The 15,135-nt window shown below is 70.8% G+C and carries 16 protein-coding genes and 2 tRNA genes; 10 read left to right on the plus strand and 8 right to left on the minus strand.

Going from position 1 to position 15,135, the window contains the following annotated elements:
* Window positions 1-735 precede the first annotated feature (735 nt).
* From ACQP26_RS29560 to ACQP26_RS29580, 5 genes are all read left to right on the plus strand, one after another.
* The gene (locus tag ACQP26_RS29560; protein WP_269703530.1) at window positions 736-1,344 is read left to right on the plus strand and encodes a class I SAM-dependent DNA methyltransferase; all 609 of its coding nucleotides are present in this window, start codon (window positions 736-738) and stop codon (window positions 1,342-1,344) included.
* Window positions 1,345-1,433: 89 nt separating this feature from the next.
* Window positions 1,434-1,775, plus strand: coding sequence for a DUF1330 domain-containing protein (locus tag ACQP26_RS29565; RefSeq protein WP_269703529.1), 342 nt, complete (start codon window positions 1,434-1,436; stop codon window positions 1,773-1,775).
* An 89-nt stretch (window positions 1,776-1,864) separates the two neighbouring features.
* Window positions 1,865-2,809, plus strand: coding sequence for a P1 family peptidase (locus tag ACQP26_RS29570; RefSeq protein ID WP_433494546.1), 945 nt, complete (start codon window positions 1,865-1,867; stop codon window positions 2,807-2,809).
* 86 nt (window positions 2,810-2,895) lie between these two features.
* Window positions 2,896-3,639, plus strand: a complete 744-nt coding sequence (locus tag ACQP26_RS29575; RefSeq protein ID WP_269703528.1) for an EcsC family protein — start codon at window positions 2,896-2,898, stop codon at window positions 3,637-3,639.
* A gap of 188 nt (window positions 3,640-3,827) precedes the next feature.
* Window positions 3,828-4,529 carry an excalibur calcium-binding domain-containing protein gene (locus ACQP26_RS29580; RefSeq protein WP_281579508.1) on the plus strand — a complete coding sequence of 234 codons (702 nt, stop codon included), beginning with the start codon at window positions 3,828-3,830 and terminating at the stop codon, window positions 4,527-4,529.
* A gap of 37 nt (window positions 4,530-4,566) precedes the next feature.
* On the opposite strand, the gene ACQP26_RS29585 is transcribed toward ACQP26_RS29580, so the two are convergent.
* Window positions 4,567-4,944, minus strand: coding sequence for a winged helix-turn-helix transcriptional regulator (locus ACQP26_RS29585; RefSeq protein ID WP_269703526.1), 378 nt, complete (start codon window positions 4,942-4,944; stop codon window positions 4,567-4,569).
* A 78-nt stretch (window positions 4,945-5,022) separates the two neighbouring features.
* Between ACQP26_RS29585 and ACQP26_RS29590 the strand changes: the two genes are divergently transcribed.
* Complete coding sequence (locus ACQP26_RS29590) at window positions 5,023-5,433, plus strand: RidA family protein (RefSeq protein ID WP_281579507.1); 411 nt, start codon at window positions 5,023-5,025, stop codon at window positions 5,431-5,433.
* A gap of 144 nt (window positions 5,434-5,577) precedes the next feature.
* Here the strand turns inward: ACQP26_RS29590 and ACQP26_RS29595 are convergent, their stop codons facing one another.
* The 4 genes from ACQP26_RS29595 to ACQP26_RS29610 all read right to left on the minus strand — a co-directional run bounded on the left by ACQP26_RS29595 (window position 5,578) and on the right by ACQP26_RS29610 (window position 9,348).
* The gene (locus ACQP26_RS29595) at window positions 5,578-6,645 is read right to left on the minus strand and encodes a polysaccharide deacetylase family protein (RefSeq protein ID WP_433494547.1); all 1,068 of its coding nucleotides are present in this window, start codon (window positions 6,643-6,645) and stop codon (window positions 5,578-5,580) included.
* A 223-nt stretch (window positions 6,646-6,868) separates the two neighbouring features.
* On the minus strand, window positions 6,869-7,882 hold the full coding sequence (locus ACQP26_RS29600; RefSeq protein ID WP_433494548.1) for an alpha/beta fold hydrolase: 1,014 nt from the start codon (window positions 7,880-7,882) through the stop codon (window positions 6,869-6,871).
* Window positions 7,883-8,093: 211 nt separating this feature from the next.
* A complete protein-coding gene (locus ACQP26_RS29605) occupies window positions 8,094-8,303 on the minus strand; it encodes a hypothetical protein (protein ID WP_433494549.1) in 210 nt (69 codons plus the stop codon).
* 73 nt (window positions 8,304-8,376) lie between these two features.
* The gene (locus tag ACQP26_RS29610) at window positions 8,377-9,348 is read right to left on the minus strand and encodes an aldo/keto reductase (protein WP_433494550.1); all 972 of its coding nucleotides are present in this window, start codon (window positions 9,346-9,348) and stop codon (window positions 8,377-8,379) included.
* A 165-nt stretch (window positions 9,349-9,513) separates the two neighbouring features.
* Here ACQP26_RS29610 and ACQP26_RS29615 point away from each other — a divergent pair, with 165 nt between their 5' ends.
* A complete protein-coding gene (locus ACQP26_RS29615) occupies window positions 9,514-10,119 on the plus strand; it encodes a TetR/AcrR family transcriptional regulator (RefSeq protein WP_433494551.1) in 606 nt (201 codons plus the stop codon).
* 43 nt (window positions 10,120-10,162) lie between these two features.
* Window positions 10,163-11,290: a Gfo/Idh/MocA family protein gene (locus ACQP26_RS29620; RefSeq protein ID WP_433496227.1), complete on the plus strand. Its 1,128-nt coding sequence runs from the start codon at window positions 10,163-10,165 to the stop codon at window positions 11,288-11,290.
* A gap of 49 nt (window positions 11,291-11,339) precedes the next feature.
* Here the strand turns inward: ACQP26_RS29620 and ACQP26_RS29625 are convergent.
* Window positions 11,340-11,412 (minus strand) — tRNA-Arg (locus ACQP26_RS29625).
* A gap of 36 nt (window positions 11,413-11,448) precedes the next feature.
* Window positions 11,449-11,539, minus strand: a tRNA-Ser gene (locus ACQP26_RS29630).
* Window positions 11,540-12,396: 857 nt separating this feature from the next.
* On the opposite strand from ACQP26_RS29630, the gene ACQP26_RS29635 reads away from it, so the two are divergent.
* The gene (locus tag ACQP26_RS29635) at window positions 12,397-13,008 is read left to right on the plus strand and encodes a hypothetical protein (RefSeq protein WP_269703518.1); all 612 of its coding nucleotides are present in this window, start codon (window positions 12,397-12,399) and stop codon (window positions 13,006-13,008) included.
* A gap of 61 nt (window positions 13,009-13,069) precedes the next feature.
* On the opposite strand, the gene ACQP26_RS29640 is transcribed toward ACQP26_RS29635, so the two are convergent.
* Complete coding sequence (locus ACQP26_RS29640; protein ID WP_433494552.1) at window positions 13,070-13,843, minus strand: CPBP family intramembrane glutamic endopeptidase; 774 nt, start codon at window positions 13,841-13,843, stop codon at window positions 13,070-13,072.
* A gap of 121 nt (window positions 13,844-13,964) precedes the next feature.
* On the opposite strand from ACQP26_RS29640, the gene ACQP26_RS29645 reads away from it, so the two are divergent.
* Entirely contained in the window at window positions 13,965-15,086 is a 1,122-nt protein-coding gene (locus ACQP26_RS29645; RefSeq protein WP_433494553.1) for a globin domain-containing protein, read from the plus strand.
* Window positions 15,087-15,135: the final 49 nt, after the last annotated feature.

Below are 15,135 nucleotides of genomic sequence, written 5' to 3' on the forward strand. Positions count from 1 at the left end.
GTGTTAGCGCTAACAAGAGCGCGCGCACCACGAGGCACGCGTCTGTTCTCGACAAGGCAGCCCCGCCCGATAGCCCCAGCCTCGTCCTTGAACATCGAATGTGGGCGATAACTCGGCGTTCGTCAAGTCGTAACCTCCCCGAATCATTCAACGACGACGTCGCGTCAGGCTCGCGCGGGGTGCCGCACCCCGGGCCGACGCTCGCCAGCACCCGGAGGACGAATGATGGTGGCGCTAACATCGACATGTACACATAGCCCGCTCTCCGATCGGGCATGACCGGACGAGTGCGTGGGACGACCGCTTGGAGCAGTAGGTTTCCGTGTCGATGGGAACCGCTGGCCCGCCGCGATGGCCAGTGACACCATGCCGGTATGCCCCTCGGACTCGACGTGCGCAGGCTCGCCGCCATCGACATGTGGGGATCCGCCGGTGTTCGGTGGCGGCGGTGGGTGATCCTGGCCGAGTTCCTCGTCGGGGTGTTCGGCGCCGGCCTGGCACGCGATGACACTCATCCGTCCAGGGGCGCTCGAATCGGAAGTCGAGCGCGTGGACGTTCCGGCCGAACTGCGGCACTACACGGCTGCGCAGTTGTGGGTACTGGTGCCCTCACTGCTGGTCGTGCTGGCCGTTCGGCAGCGCCAGGGCGTCGGTCGGTAGTGGTCGGTCGGCCGCCTCGGTGACATGCTCAGCTCACTCGCTACGGCTTCGCCGGCGCCTCCGTATGGTCGCCACATGGACGACAATCGGATACGACAGGCGTACGGGGCGGTCGCGACGCTCTACATCGACCTGTTCGGCACCACCGCTACGGTGCACGCGGACGACCTCGCCCTGATCGAGCGCCACCTGGCCGGGCGGACCGGCCCGGTGCTCGACCTGGGGTGCGGACCGGGTCACCTCACCGCCCACCTCCGCGCGCTGGGCGTCGACGCCACCGGGATCGACTTGGCTCCCGAGTTCGTCGCGCACGCGCGGGCAGCCCACCCGGACGGCACGTACCGGCTCGGGTCGCTGGACGACCTCGCCGTTGCCGACCACTCGGTCGCGGGCATCCTCGCCTGGTACTCGCTGATCCACCTCCCGCCACCGGATCTCGACCGCGTGCTGGCCGGGTTCCGGCGCGCGATCGTGCCGGGCGGGCCGCTCGTGGTCGGCATCTTCATCGGTGACGAGGTGGGCGCGTTCGACCACAAGGTCGCCACCGCGTACCGCTGGCCGGTGGACGAGTTCTCCGCGCGGCTGCGCCGAGCCGGGTTCGCCGAGGTCGAGCGCTTGCCACGCCTCGACGACGACAACCACCGCTCGCACGCCGCCGTCGCGGCCGTCGCGTCCGGAACCTGAACACCGACGAGTTCACGGAAATGGGCAAGAACGACTGCTGACCGCTGTGCCAGGATCGGCGTTCGGAGTTCGACGGCCGGAAGGACACCATGCCCGCGTACGCCATCGCCCACCTCCAGGACGCCGCACCGCACCCGGACGTCGCCGAGTACATCGAACGGCTCCCGGCCACCCTCGCCCCGTACGGCGGCCGTTTCCTCGTCCACGCCACGCCGCACGAGGTGAAGGAGGGCGCCTGGCCCGGCGCCGTCGTGGTGCTCGGCTTCCCCGGCATCGCCGAGGCGCGGGCTTGGTGGGACTCGCCCGCCTACCAGGAGATCGCGCCGCTGCGCTCGCGGCACATCGAGGGCGACATCATCCTGGTCGAGGGCGTCCCCGACGACTACTCCCCGACCGGCATCGTGCAGGCTATCCGGTCGGCGGCGTCCTGAGCCGGTCCGGCCGGCGCGCCCGCGACCTGGGGATCGTCGTCGGGTCGCTGCCCACCGGGCCGCACAACGCGATCACCGACGTCCCCGACGTGCTGGTCGGTCACACCACCGTCGACGACGGCGCCGACCTGCACACCGGCGTCACCGCGATCGTGCCGAGCGGGCTCGGGCCCGGCCGGTGGACGCTGCCCGCCGCGGTGTACGCCGGCAACGGCCACGGGAAGCTCGTCGGCTCGACCCAGGTCGACGAACTCGGCGTACTCGAATCTCCGGTGGTCCTGACCGCCACGCTGTCGGTGTTCCGGGCGGCGGACGCGCTGCTCGGGCACCTGATGGCGCGCCGACCGGACGGGCTGTCGTTCAACCCGCTGGTCGGTGAGACGAACGACGGGCACCTGTCGGACATCCGCCGCCGCCCGATCACCGAGGCCCACGTCCTGGCCGCTGTCGCCGGGGCGAGCGGCGGGCTCCCCGCCGAAGGCTGCGTCGGCGCCGGCGCCGGCACCACCGCGCTCGGTTACAAGGCGGGCATCGGCACCTCGTCCCGCACGGTGCAGGCCGCCGGCCGTACACGGACGGTCGGCGCGCTGGTCCAGTCCAACTTCGGCGGCGTCCTCACCGCGCTCGGCGTGCCGCTACCCGTCGACGAGCTGGTCCCGGCCGCCGACCGGACCGAGCCGCCCGGCAACTCGTGCATGATCGTGGTGACGACGGACGTACCCCTGGACGCGCGCCAGCTCCGGCGGCTCGCCCGGCGGGCCGTGTTCGCGATGGCCCGGGTGGGCGCGTCGTTCAGCACCACGAGCGGGGACTACGCGATCGCGTTCACCACGTCGGATCAGCAGCCGATCCCGGACGCCGCGATCGACCCGGTGTTCGCCGGCGTGCTGGACGCGGTGGAGGAGGCGCTGCTCAACTCGTTGTTCACCGCCGTCACCACGACCGGCGTGGGCGGCCGTACCAGTCACGCGGTTCCGCACCGGGCCGCCGTCGAGCGGCTGGCGGCGGCGGAACGACTGACGATCCGGCCGTAAGCCTGATCCACAGTCGACGTACGGCCGTGACTGACGGACGACAGTCGTGTTGACAGCGGTGATCGATACGACTGGAGTGGTTCGCCATGGACGACACCGCCGAATCGCGGCTCGACAGTGAGCAGCCCACGCCCGGGGACCACGACGACGAGAAGACGAGCCGTACCGCGTTGGCGCTGGTCAACACCGTCAACAAGGTGGTGCGCAACGGCGTCGGCCCGGTCACCGGCTCGGCGGCCTGGGCCGAGTCCCGGCTGCGGGCGGTGCAGGGCGACAGGTACGACAGTTCGCTGCTCGGCAATCGCGGCGGCACCCCCGCCGAGGACGTCGACAAGGTGATCGGACGACTCATCAAGGAATCCGTCATGGCCGCCGGGTCGGCCGGGTTCGTCACCGGCCTGGGTGGCTTCCTCACCCTGCCGATCACGCTGCCGGCGAACGTCGCGGGGGCGCTCGTCATCAACGTCCGCCTGGCGGGAGCGATCGCCTACCTGCGGGGCTACGACCTCGACGACCCGCACACGCAGGCGATGATCCCGCTGGTCGCGGTGGGCTCGAACATCCAGTCGACGCTCAGCACGCTCGGGGCCCAGATCGGCGTCAAGCTGACCGAGCAGGCGATCCGGAAGGTCTCCATCGATCTGATCCGGAAGATCAACCAGAAGCTCGGGTTCATGCTGCTCGCCAAGTACGGCACGAAGCGGGCGTTGATCACGCTGGCGAAGGCCGTACCGCTGGTCGGCGGGGTCGTCGGCGGCGGTATCGACGCGACGCTCACCGGCGCGGTCGGCCGGTCCGCCAACAAGCTGTTCACGCCGCTCACCCCCTGACCGGCGGGTATCCCGCTCGCGGTGCCTCGCCGTCGGCCGTTCGGCGAGGCACCGGATCCGATCATCCGCGGCGTCGATGCCGATGCTCCGGCCGGCACCGACCGCTTCGTCACTCATCGCGCCGGTAAGGGCCGGTCTGTCGGCTCAACGACACTCCCGTGCGGACACGTCGCTCCACACTGCCCGCTGTGACCGAACTCCCTCCCCAGAATCCGCGGCGCGAACAGGCGCCGCTGCCCGATAGGCCCGGCATCCCGTTCGCGCCACCGACACGACTGTGGTGGGGCCGCCGGTCGGCTGCGATCAAGGCGTTCCTCGGCCTCGCCTGCTGCGGCGCGCTGCTGGGCACCGGCATGACCGGGTGCACCGCTTCCGAGCCGAGCGGATCGCCGGAGAAGGCGGTCGCCCAGGAGGTTCCGACAGTCGCGGCGCCGACCACTACGGCCCCCACCGCCGAGGCCGGCGCGGTGTCGCCGGAGCCATCACCCTCACCCACCACTGCCGCGCCGACCACCGCGAAGCCCGCGGCGAAGCCGAGCCCGCGCAAGACCACGAAGCCCGCCGTCTACTACAAGAACTGCGATGCCGTACGCGCAGCCGGCAAGGCGCCGCTGCTGCGCGGCGAGCCGGGGTACCGGACCGGGCTGGATCGCGACCTCGACGGCGAGGCATGCGAGCCGGATGGCGGCAACGGCAGCTCCGGAGGCGGCAGCACGGGCGGTAGCGGCAGTTCGGGCGGTGGCGGCAGTTCGGGCGGTGGCGGCAACGACCCGCGCTTCAGCACCTGCAAGGAGGCGAACGCCAACGGGTACGGCCCGTACAAGCAGGGCAAGGATCCGGAGTATTACTGGTACATCGACCGGGACAACGACGGCATGGTCTGCGAGTGACACGTGGCGCCGGGGCGGACCGCTGCCGCCCCGGCAGTCAGTCCAGCTCGGCGTCGAATGCCCGGCGGGCGTGCTCGATCTGGGACATGTGAGCGTCGGCCCAGTCGAGGAGAACGTCGATCGGTGCACGGAGCGTCTTGCCCAGCGGCGTGATCCGATATTCGACCGCGACCGGTCGCGTCGCCACGACGTGGCGTTCCACGATGCCGTTGCGTTCGAGTCGCCGCAGCGTCGCCGTCAACGACTTCTGGGTCACCGCCGGGATCGCGCGGCGCAGCTCGTTGAAGCGGCACGGACGCTCGCACAGCTCGTTGAGGACGCTCAGCGACCACTTGTCCAGCACCTGGTCGAGCAGCTCGCGGTGCGGCGTGTCGATGCGCAGCTCCCCGGCACCGGGGGTGGCGGTATCGCTCATGAAACCAGGTCTCCTTGAAGTGTCCTCCGTCAACTAGGTATCAATGGTAAACCTCAGTTGCCCAGTGGAGGAGCACCGATGTCCGTCACCCTTTTCAGCCCAGCCGGTCTTCAGCCGCACACGCCGTACCACCACGTCGCCGTGGCCACCGGGTCGCGCCACATCCACGTCAGCGGCCAGGTCGCCCGACTGGACGACGGCTCGCCCGTCGCACCCGGGGACCTGGCCGGACAGGTCGCGCAGGTGCTGCGCAACACCGGCCGCGCCCTCGCCGGCGCCGACGCCTCGTTCGCTGACGTGGTCCGGTTGACCTTCTACGTCACCGACTGGACGCCCGAAAAGATCGGGCCGTTCATGGCCGGGATCGAGGCGGTCGCCGAGGAGCTCGGGCTGCCGCAGCCGCTTCCGCCGGCGTCGCTGATCGGGGTCGACCGCCTCTTCGAGCCCGACGTACTGGTGGAGTTGGAGGCAACTGCGATCGCGCACTGAGCGCCTTCTTGCTCCGGGAAGACAATCGATCAGCCTCCGCCGGGGTGCCCCTACGGTCCAGGGTCAGCTGGAGTTCGCCGTAGGGGCACCTGGTCGACCACGCTCACCTCAGCCGTCTTCGTCGGCGGGGGCGGGCCACCGGGATCAGCCCGCGGTGCAGGAACGGATCTGAGGTCTGGCGCCACTATTGCCGTTCATCATCGTGGTGAAGCCGAAGGTGTTGCCGCTGCCGTTGGACCGCATCGTCATCACGTAACCGGTGCTGTCCCAACTGGGGGAGCCGTTCCAGGTGGTGGAGACCCGCTGCGGCGGGGTCAGAGCCACGACCACGGTCCAGTTGCTGGCCCCCTGCACCGTCACCGAGGTGTTGTACCGGTCACCCCAGACGTTGGGGGTCGTCGCCGTCGCTGTGCACGTGCCGCTGGGAGGCGGAGTGGTCGGCGGCGGAGTGGTCGGCGTGCCGGTCGGCGCCGGAGTGGTCGGCGGCGGAGTGCCGTCCGGGGCCACCGCCCGGCCGGTGCTCGGCGAGATCATGCCCGGGCAGAGGTTACGGCTGCTCAGGTTGGCCATGATCTGCGGGATCGCGTCGCGGGTGTTCTGGATGCCGTCGTGCATCAGGATCACCTGGCCGGCCTGGAGGCGGCTGGCGTTGGAGACGATCTGGCTGACGCTGGCGCCGTTCCAGTCCTGGGAGTCGACGTCCCAGATCACCTGGCGCAGGCCCAGCGACGAGGCGACCGACTGGAGAGTCGAGTTGGTCTCCCCGTAGGGCGGGCGGAACAACTGCGGCCGGACGCCGGTCGCCGACTGGATCGCCGAGTTGGTCTGGGAGAGGTCCGACTGCATCTGGCTCTGGCTCATCGAGGTCATGTGCGCGTGGTTCCAACTGTGGTTGGCCACCCACATGCCCGCGTCGACCTGGGCCCGCGCGGCGGACGGGTTGCTCTGCACGTTCTGGCCGACGTTGAACATGGTCGCGCGTACGCCGTTCGCGCGCAGCACGGACAGCAGTGCGCTGGTGCTGCCGGTCGGCCCGTCGTCGAAGGTGAGGCCGACGTACCCGTTGCAGACGGCGGCGTTGGACGGAGTGGCGGCGACCGCGAGACCGACGGCACTGAGCGCCACGGCGGAGGCGAGCGCGGCCAACCGGACGGTGAGACGCGATGTTCGGGGGGCGGACGGGCGGCGGGAGCCGCCGATGCTGGCGTACATGCGCAGGTCCTCCTCGGGACGGGTAACACCTGACGACGCATGGCGTCAATCGACAGAGATTGATGTTGCCGGCGCTCGGAGTATTGCAGCGGCGTTTCGAGCACGTCAATGATTTTCCGGAAGTTTTCCGGAACTATGCGCCCGGGCGCGTCGAGCGCCAGGGCGTGCCGGTCCGAGGACCGCGCACGCCCTGGCGGTTATGGGGTGTCCGTGTTGCCCGTCGTCAGCGCAGGAACTTCAGGAGCATCCTGGTGAGCTCCTGCGGTCGTTCCTCGGTGAGCCAGTGACCGGTGGCAGCCATGACCTGGGTCTCGACATCGGCGGCGTAGCCCTGCCACTGAGTGCCCACGGCGCCGCTGAGCGCTTCTTCGCCTCCGACGGCCAGGACGGGCATCTGGAGCAGCCCCGCCTTCCGGAACTTCTCGTTCTGGGCGATGTCCGTATGGAGGGCTTGGTACATGTTCATCCACGCCTTGAACCGGCCGGGCTCGCGGAGGTACCGGGCGTAGAACTCGTAGTCGCGGTCGTCAAAAGCCCCGTCCACTGCCAGGTACTGCTCGACGAACCCCTTGACCAGGTCGCGCTCGTGTCCACGGACCAGGTCCTGAGCGAAGTCCTTCTGGAAGAACCCGAGGTGCCACGTCGACAGGGCCCCCTCCGCGGGGAAGGCCGGGAATGTGTAGAGGGACCGGTCGGGGATGGGCCCTTCCATCACCACCATTCGGCTGACCTCGTCGGGCCACATTGCGACGTACGGGTAGGCGATCCACGCGCCGATGTCGTGGGCGACGATCTGGACGCCCTTGTTGAGGTTGAGCCGGGTGAGCAGCTTGTGCACGTCGTCGGCCAATTGGGCCGTGTCGTAGCCCTTCTGCGGGACGGAGGAGTCACCGGTCCCGCGCAGGTCGACCGCGATCACGGTGTGGTCCTTGGCGAGTGCCTCGAGCTGCGGCGCCCACTCGGCGGAGGTCTGCGGGAAGCCGTGCAGCAGCACCACCGGCGAGCCGCTGCCGCCGCGGAGGTAGTGCATCCGGAAGTCGTTCACCTGCGCGTACTTCGACTGGAAGCCGTCCGGCGGCCGGTAGGGCAGCCCGGTGGTGACGCCTTGCGCGACGGCCGACTCCGGCCGCAGGTTCACGCCGGCGTTCGATGGGACCGGTCCGGGCCCGGTCAGAACGGCGATTCCAGCGATGGCGGCGACGGCAGTCCTGATCAGGACCGTCATTCTTGTTCTCATGGTTCTCTCCTCAAGCGTGGTCGGCCTTGTGCCGATCGCTGTCGATCCGGCTGCACGGCGAAATCGCGTGCAGCGGACGGTTCTGGTGCACGGGCGTCACTGACAGATGAATCGGTCGGTACGTCATTGCGTCCGGGTCTAGCGGCGGACGGGGTACCGTGCGGTCGTCGTGGCGGGATGTGGGCCAGGACTGGCTAGTGGCTCGGGCGGCTCAGCGAGGTGAGCAGGAGGCCGCCGGCAATGACTGCGATGGCGCCTGCCCGGCCGCGCCGGTGGACACGTGCAGGCCGTCGGCGATCTCCGGAAGCAGGCTTGCGGGCAGGAACTCGGCAATGATGAACGCGAAGATGCCGAGACTCAGAGAGCCGACGCCGGCCCAGGACGCCAGGCCGCCGGCGGTCGAGACATCGTTCGATGCCATGTGACGGGTGGTGATGTGATGCCCTTCAAGGCTGTGCGCCACCTTTCGGGGACGACCGGGGGTGGCGACCGGCTCAGTGGTTGAGGGCGGCCATGTTGGCCTGGTCGTAGCGGTCGCCGGTGGCCGGTGTCAGGTTCCGCAGTCGGGTGATCTGGTCGTCGGTGAGGGTGATGCGGTCGGCGGCGGCGTTTTCCTCGAGCCGGTCGATGCGTGTGGTGCCGGGGATGGGGGCGATGTCGTCGCCCTGGGCGAGCAGCCACGCGAGGGCGACCTGCGCGGGCGTGGCCCCGGCCTCGGCGGCGACGGCGCGGACCTCGTCGACGATGCGCATGTTGCGTTCGAGGTTGCCGCCGGTGAAGCGGGGGTTGGTACGGCGCCAGTCGTCGGCGTCGAGGTCGTCCAGGGTGCGGATGCCCCCCGTGAGGAACCCGCGGCCCAGCGGGGCGTACGGGACGAAACCCACGCCCAGCTCGCGCAGGACCGGCAGCACCTCGGCCTCGGGGTCGCGGACCCACAGCGAGTACTCGGACTGCACCGCGGCGATCGGGTGAACGGCATGCGCCCGCCGGATCGTCGCGGCCCCGGCCTCCGACAGTCCGATGTGGCGGATCTTGCCCTCGGCCACCAGCTCCGCCAGCGCGTCGACGGTCTCCTCGATCGGCGTGACCCCATCGCCCCGGTGCTGGTAGTAGAGGTCCAGGTGGTCGGTGCCGAGGCGGCGCAGCGATCCCTCCACTGCGAGCCGGACGTTGGCCGGGCTGCTGTCGTTGCCCGGGCGGCCGGTGTACGAGAGGTGACCGAACTTGGTCGCGAGCACCACCTCGTCCCGGCGTCCCTTGACGGCGCGGCCGACCAGTTCCTCGTTGACGTAAGGGCCGTACGCCTCGGCGGTGTCGATGTGCGTGACGCCGAGGTCAAGGGCCCGCTGGATGGTGCGGATGGACTGGTCGTCGCGCTGGCCGGCGCCGGTGTAGAAGGCCGACATGCCCATGGCGCCCAGACCGATGCGGGAGGTCTCCAGTGCGCCGAGCGAGATGGTTCTCATCGTGGTGTTCCTCTTCCTGTAGTAGGCCCGACCGCTTTAAGTTCCGGTCGGTACAGAACGCTAGCACATCTGGACCGACCGGGAGTAAAGTCGGCGGTGAGGAGAGGAACAGGTGGCATGGCGGTCCGTCGACCCTGCCGACCCCGAATCGAGGAGGATGCCGTCATGAGTGGATCCCAGAGCACCGCCCTCGGCCGCCCCCGAGAGTTCGACGTCGACGAGGCACTGGAGCGGGCCATGCAGGTGTTCTGGGCGCGGGGGTACGACGGCACCAGCCTCACGGACCTGACCAGCGCGATGGGGATCACCAAGTCGAGCATGTACGCCGCCTTCGGCAACAAGGAGCAGCTCTTCCGCAAGGCTGTGCAGCGCTACGCCGAAGGGCCGGCCTCCTACGTGACCCGCGCCCTGCGGGAGCCCACCGCCCGCGCGGTGGCCGAGACATTCCTACGGGGAGCCGTCCGCACGACGACGTCGCCCGGCCGCCCCGCGGGGTGCCTGTCCGTGCAGGGTGCGCTGGCGCTGAGCGAACAGAGCCGCCCCGCGCACGACGTGCTGGTCACCTGGCGCGTCGACGCCGGCGACCAGCTCGAGGCGCGCTTCCGGCGCGCCGTCGAGGAGGGCGACCTCCCACGCCACGCCGACCCGGGACGCCTCGCCCGATACGTCATGACGACGGGATTCGGCATCGCCGTCCAGGCCGCGAACGGCCTCGGACCCGACACGCTCGACGAGATCGTCGACACGGCACTGCTCGCCTGGCCGACGTGACCACCCCGCACGGCGCAAGCACGCGAAAGGGCGACGAAACGTGATGGGAAATCCCGGGAGACGCCCGCTCGGCGTGGGGATCGTAGGGCTCAGCACGTCCGGCGGATGGGCGGCCGGGGCCCACCTGCCCGCGTTGTCGGCAGTCGACGGCATGGAACTCACCGCCCTGGCGACCAGTTCCCCCGCGTCGGCCGCTGCTGCCGGCGCCGCGTTCGGGGTGCCCGGCTACGCCTCGGTCGACCAACTCGTGAAGGACGAGAACGTCGACCTTGTGGTCGTCGCGGTCAAGGTGCCCCACCACCGCGAGCTGGTGTTGCCCGCGCTACGGACGGGAGTGCCGGTGCTCAGCGAATGGCCCTTCGCCGTGGACCTGGCCGAAGCCGAGGAGATGGAAGGCGCCGCCCGCGACACGCGTACCTTCATCGGGCTTCACGGGCGCTCCTCGCCCACCTTCCGCTGGCTGGCCGGCCTCGTCGCCGACGGGTACGTCGGGAACGTGCTGTCCGCGACGGTGCTGGCCTCATCGGTCGAGTGGGGCAACCCGGTCTCCGAGCGCATGCGATACACCCTCGATCGCACGCTCGGCGCCACGATGCTCACGATTGCGTTCGGAAACGCCATCGACACGGTGTCGATGGTCGTCGGCGAGCTGCAGGACGTGGTCGCCTCGACGGCGACCCGGCGCCCGATCGTTGCGCTCGGCCGCACCGGACAGACGGTCCCGATGACCGCCGAGGACCAGATCGCCGTCTCCGGCCGGCTACCCGACGGAGCGATCCTCTCCGCCCACCACCGTGGAGCAACTCTGTCCGGACCTTGGTTCTCGCTGCTCATCGACGGTACCGAGGGAACTCTCGAAATCACCTCCGCGAGCGGATACCCCCACCTCGGGCCCGTTACGGTGCGCGGCGCACGAGGCCGCGCCCCACTGTCGCCGTTGACACTGCCCGATGGCCACGACGACTACCCCCACCTGGCCGGCACACCGATCCACAACCTGGCGCACACATACGCGGCGATCCGGAACGATCTCGTCAACGGCACCACGACCGCCCCGGATTTCGCCCACGCCGTCACACGTCACCGACTCCTGGACGCGATCATCCGATCGTCCGCCGAGGGACGACGCGTACAACTCGCGGAACGAGGAGGTCTTCACAGGAACGGCTAGACAGCAAGAAGCCCCCTAGCGGCCGTTGGGCCTGCTAGGGGGCTGTCTGTGCGCCCGAAGGGACTCGAACCCCTAACCTTCTGATCCGTAGTCAGATGCTCTATCCGTTGAGCTACGGGCGCCTGGTGCTCGGCCAGTCTACACAACCGGCTTTCGCGCGGAGACTCCGGGATTCGAACCCGGGAGGGGCTTTAAGACCCCAACCGCATTAGCAGTGCGGCGCCATAGACCAGACTAGGCGAAGTCTCCCTGGTGACCCACGAGGTCACCGCGCCCGAGGATACAGGTCCGCACCCGCCGGGGGCAAAGCGACTATCGGACCGGCCGCCTCCACCGCGTTTTCGTCGTGTGCGGGATCACTCCCACGGCTACGCTCCATCGATATGCAGGAGCAGCCGCCGAGCGATCCGCCCCGTCGCGAGCCCGCCCCAAAGGCCCGGCGGAGCCGCTCCCCACGACCGACGTTCAGCCCACCACAGGTCGCGGACCCCGCGGCGGGGGCCGCGACCAGCGACACACCGGTACCCAGGCGACCGCGCCGGGCGGCGCCCACTGTCGTCTTCCAGCCGCCGGCGCCGACCGCCGACGCACCGCCGGCGCCGCGCCCGCGTCCGGCCGCCGACCCTTCACCCGCCGATCCGGGTACGCCCGGCGAGCGCGCCACCCCGCAGGCTTCCACCGACGGCCCGGGTACGCCGCCGTCAGAGCTGGCCACCTCGGGGACTTCCGCCACTCCTTCGGGTACGACCGCCGCAGAGCCGCCGCCGAGCGCCGGGGAGGGCACGCTTCCGGTCGAGGAGAGGCCCGTCACAGCGGGGCAGCGAAGGGCTGCCGAGCCTCCGGCCGAGTCGGCGTCACCACCGGCCGGGGAGGAGACGCCGAAACGGACGCGCCGCGCTCCCGCCGCCAAAAAGGCCGCCCCGGTCGCGAAGAAAGCCGCCCCGAAGAAGGCTGCGCCGGCGGTCAAGAAGGCTGCCCGGACCCTCCGGACCACGAAAGCCACGCCACCGGCGGCAGAGGCGAGCCCGCCAACGACTGCGGTCGTCGTCGCGCGGGCACCCGCACAACTCGACGTCGCGCGTACCCCGGAAACGGGCTGGCGGACGGTGGGGCCGCAGCTGCGCGACCACCCCGGGTTCGCGCCGGAGCTGCTGGCCCTGGCGGCGGTCGACGCGCTCGGGCCGCGGGCCTCGGCCTGGGTGGAACAGGTTCGGCGGGCCTACCCGGAGGCGGACGCCGACGGGGTGGCCCGGCTGGCGACCCGGCGGTTCGTCCGGATGGCCGGTACGGGTGGGGCGCTGGCCGCCGGGGCCGGGATGTTCGCACCGGTCGCGGAGCTGGCGGCAGTGCTGTGGACGCAGGCGAACCTGGTGCTGCATCTGGCGGCGGCGTACGGGCGGGATCCGGCGCATCCGGATCGGGCGGCCGAACTGCTGGTGCTCACGCTGGTGCACCCGGACGACGGCACCGCTCGGGCAGCGCTGGCGGCGGCCCGTGCTGCCGACGCGCCGGCGGACGGGCCGTGGGGGCGGGTGGCGGAGGCGGCCTGGCGGCTGGCCACGCCGGTGGCGGCGCAGGCGGGCGGCTGGCTCGGCCTGCGGTTGGCCGCGCGGTTGCTGCCGGGGGCGGCGGCGCTGGCGGCCGCGACCGGCGGTACGGCGACGGCCGAGCGGCTGGCCGCGCGGGCGGTCGCCCGGTACCGGCCACGCCGCGCCTGACCCGCACCGGCACCGAGCCCACCGCGCCCCGACCGGCGCACCACGGCGAGGAGGCGACGACCTAGAGCCAGTCGAACCAGGACTTCGGCAGCATCGCGTAGCCGACGAACGCGAAGATGTCGAGCAGCGTGTGCGCGACGATCAGCGGGGCGACCCGGCGGGTCCGCAGATAGAACAGCCCGAAGATCACGCCCATCACGGCGTTGCCGACGAAGGCGCCGAAGCCCTGGTAGAGGTGGTAGGAGCCGCGCAGCAGGGCGCTCGTGGCGAGCACGGCGCCGATCCGCCAGTTGAGCTGCCGCAGCCGGGTGATCAGGTAGCCGACCACGATCACCTCCTCCAGCACGGCGTTCTGCACGGCGGCGAGGATCAGCACCGGCACCGTCCACCAGAGGTCCGGCAGCGCGGCCGGGACCAGCGTGGCGTTGAGGCCGAGCTGTGCCGCCACCCAGAACAGCGCCAGCCCGGGCAGGCCGATGAGCGCGGTCAGGCCCGCGCCCCGGGCCAGGTCGGAGCCGGGCCGCCGGAAGTCGACGCCGAGCGTCCGCGACGGGTCGCCGGGGTCACGCGCCAGCAGGTGTACGGCGAGCAGCACCGGCAGCAACGCGAAGACGATCCCGAGCAGTTGGTACGTGAGGTCGAGGTACGGCCGGGCCGACACGGAGGTGTTCAGGGCGGCGGTCTGTTTCGACAGGCCACCGGTCGCGGTCAGCTTGGCGATCAGCGACACCAGCGCGTACACGGCCGACTGGCCGAGGGACAGACCGAGCACGAGCAGCGTCTCGGTGCCCAGCATCCGGCGGGAGACCGGGCGGGCCAGCTCGTCAACCGTCACCGGACCATGAAATCACTTCGGCGTCCGGCCCGACGATCGCACAGTCTGTGCGACCGGCACACACGCTCCGTGGACATTCTATGGCTGCCGATCCGCCCGTACGGAGAAGGAGCGTGCCCCTGTGGAGAACTTCGCGCGGCTGCTGAAGGAGAGCTGGGCCCTGGTCGAGGAGCACCGGGAGCGGCTCAGCGGGCACTTCTACGCCCGGCTGTTCCTCCTCGACCCGGAGCTGCGCAAGCTCTTCCCGGTGCAGATGAACGGCCAGGGGGACCGCATCCTGGAGGCCATCGTCACCGCCACCCAGACGGTGGGCGACCCGGAGAGCTTCGACGAGTACCTGCGCGCGCTGGGCCGGGACCACCGCAAGTACCACGTGGCGGCCGAGCACTACGCGACGATGGGCGTCGCGCTGCTCGACGCGCTGCGCAGCACCGCCGGGGACGGCTGGAACCTGGAGTACGACCAGGCGTGGCGGGAGGCGTACGCGAGCATCAGCGCGCGGATGCTGGCCGGCGCGGAGGCCGACGGCAACCCGCCGTACTGGCACGCCGAGGTGCTCACGCACGAGCGGCACGGCCCGGACACGGCCGTGCTGACCGTCCGCGCGCTCCAGCACCCGCTGCCGTGGCGGGCGGGGCAGTACGTCAGTGTGGAGGCACCCCGCTACCACCCGCGGGTGTGGCGGACGTACTCGGTGGCGAACGCGCCGAACGAGGAGAACGTGCTGGAGTTCCACGTACGGACGCCGCCGGGCGCCGCCGGTTGGGTGTCCGGCGCGTTGGTGCGCCGCACCAAACCGGGTGACCTGCTGCGGGTGGCCGCGCCGATGGGCTCGATGACGCTTGACCCGGAGTCCACCCGGGACGTCCTCTGCGTGGCCGGCGGCGTCGGCCTGGCCCCGATCAAGGCGCTGGTGGAGGAGCTGACCCGGGTCAACCGCACCCGCTGGGTGCACGTCTTCTACGGCGCGCGCCGCCCGGACGAGCTGTACGGGCTGCCCGGCCTGGAGGACCTCGTCGCGACCCACCCGTGGTTGTCGGTGACACCCGCGTGCAGCGAGGACCCGGATTTCGGCGGCGAACTCGGTGACGTCTCCGAGGTGGTCACCCGGTACGGCCCGTGGACCACGCACGACTGCTACGTCTCCGGATCGGCCGCGATGGTGCGATCCACCCTGCGGGCGCTCGCCGCCGACGACGTCCCGCCGGACCACATCCGGTACGACACGTTCGGCAACCTCTGAACCTTGCTCCCCCCGAGCCGGGTCGCGTGCCCCTGCCCCCTGGGGCACG

Source organism: Micromonospora sp. CA-248089, assembly GCF_050948515.1.
Lineage (GTDB): Bacteria > Actinomycetota > Actinomycetes > Mycobacteriales > Micromonosporaceae > Micromonospora.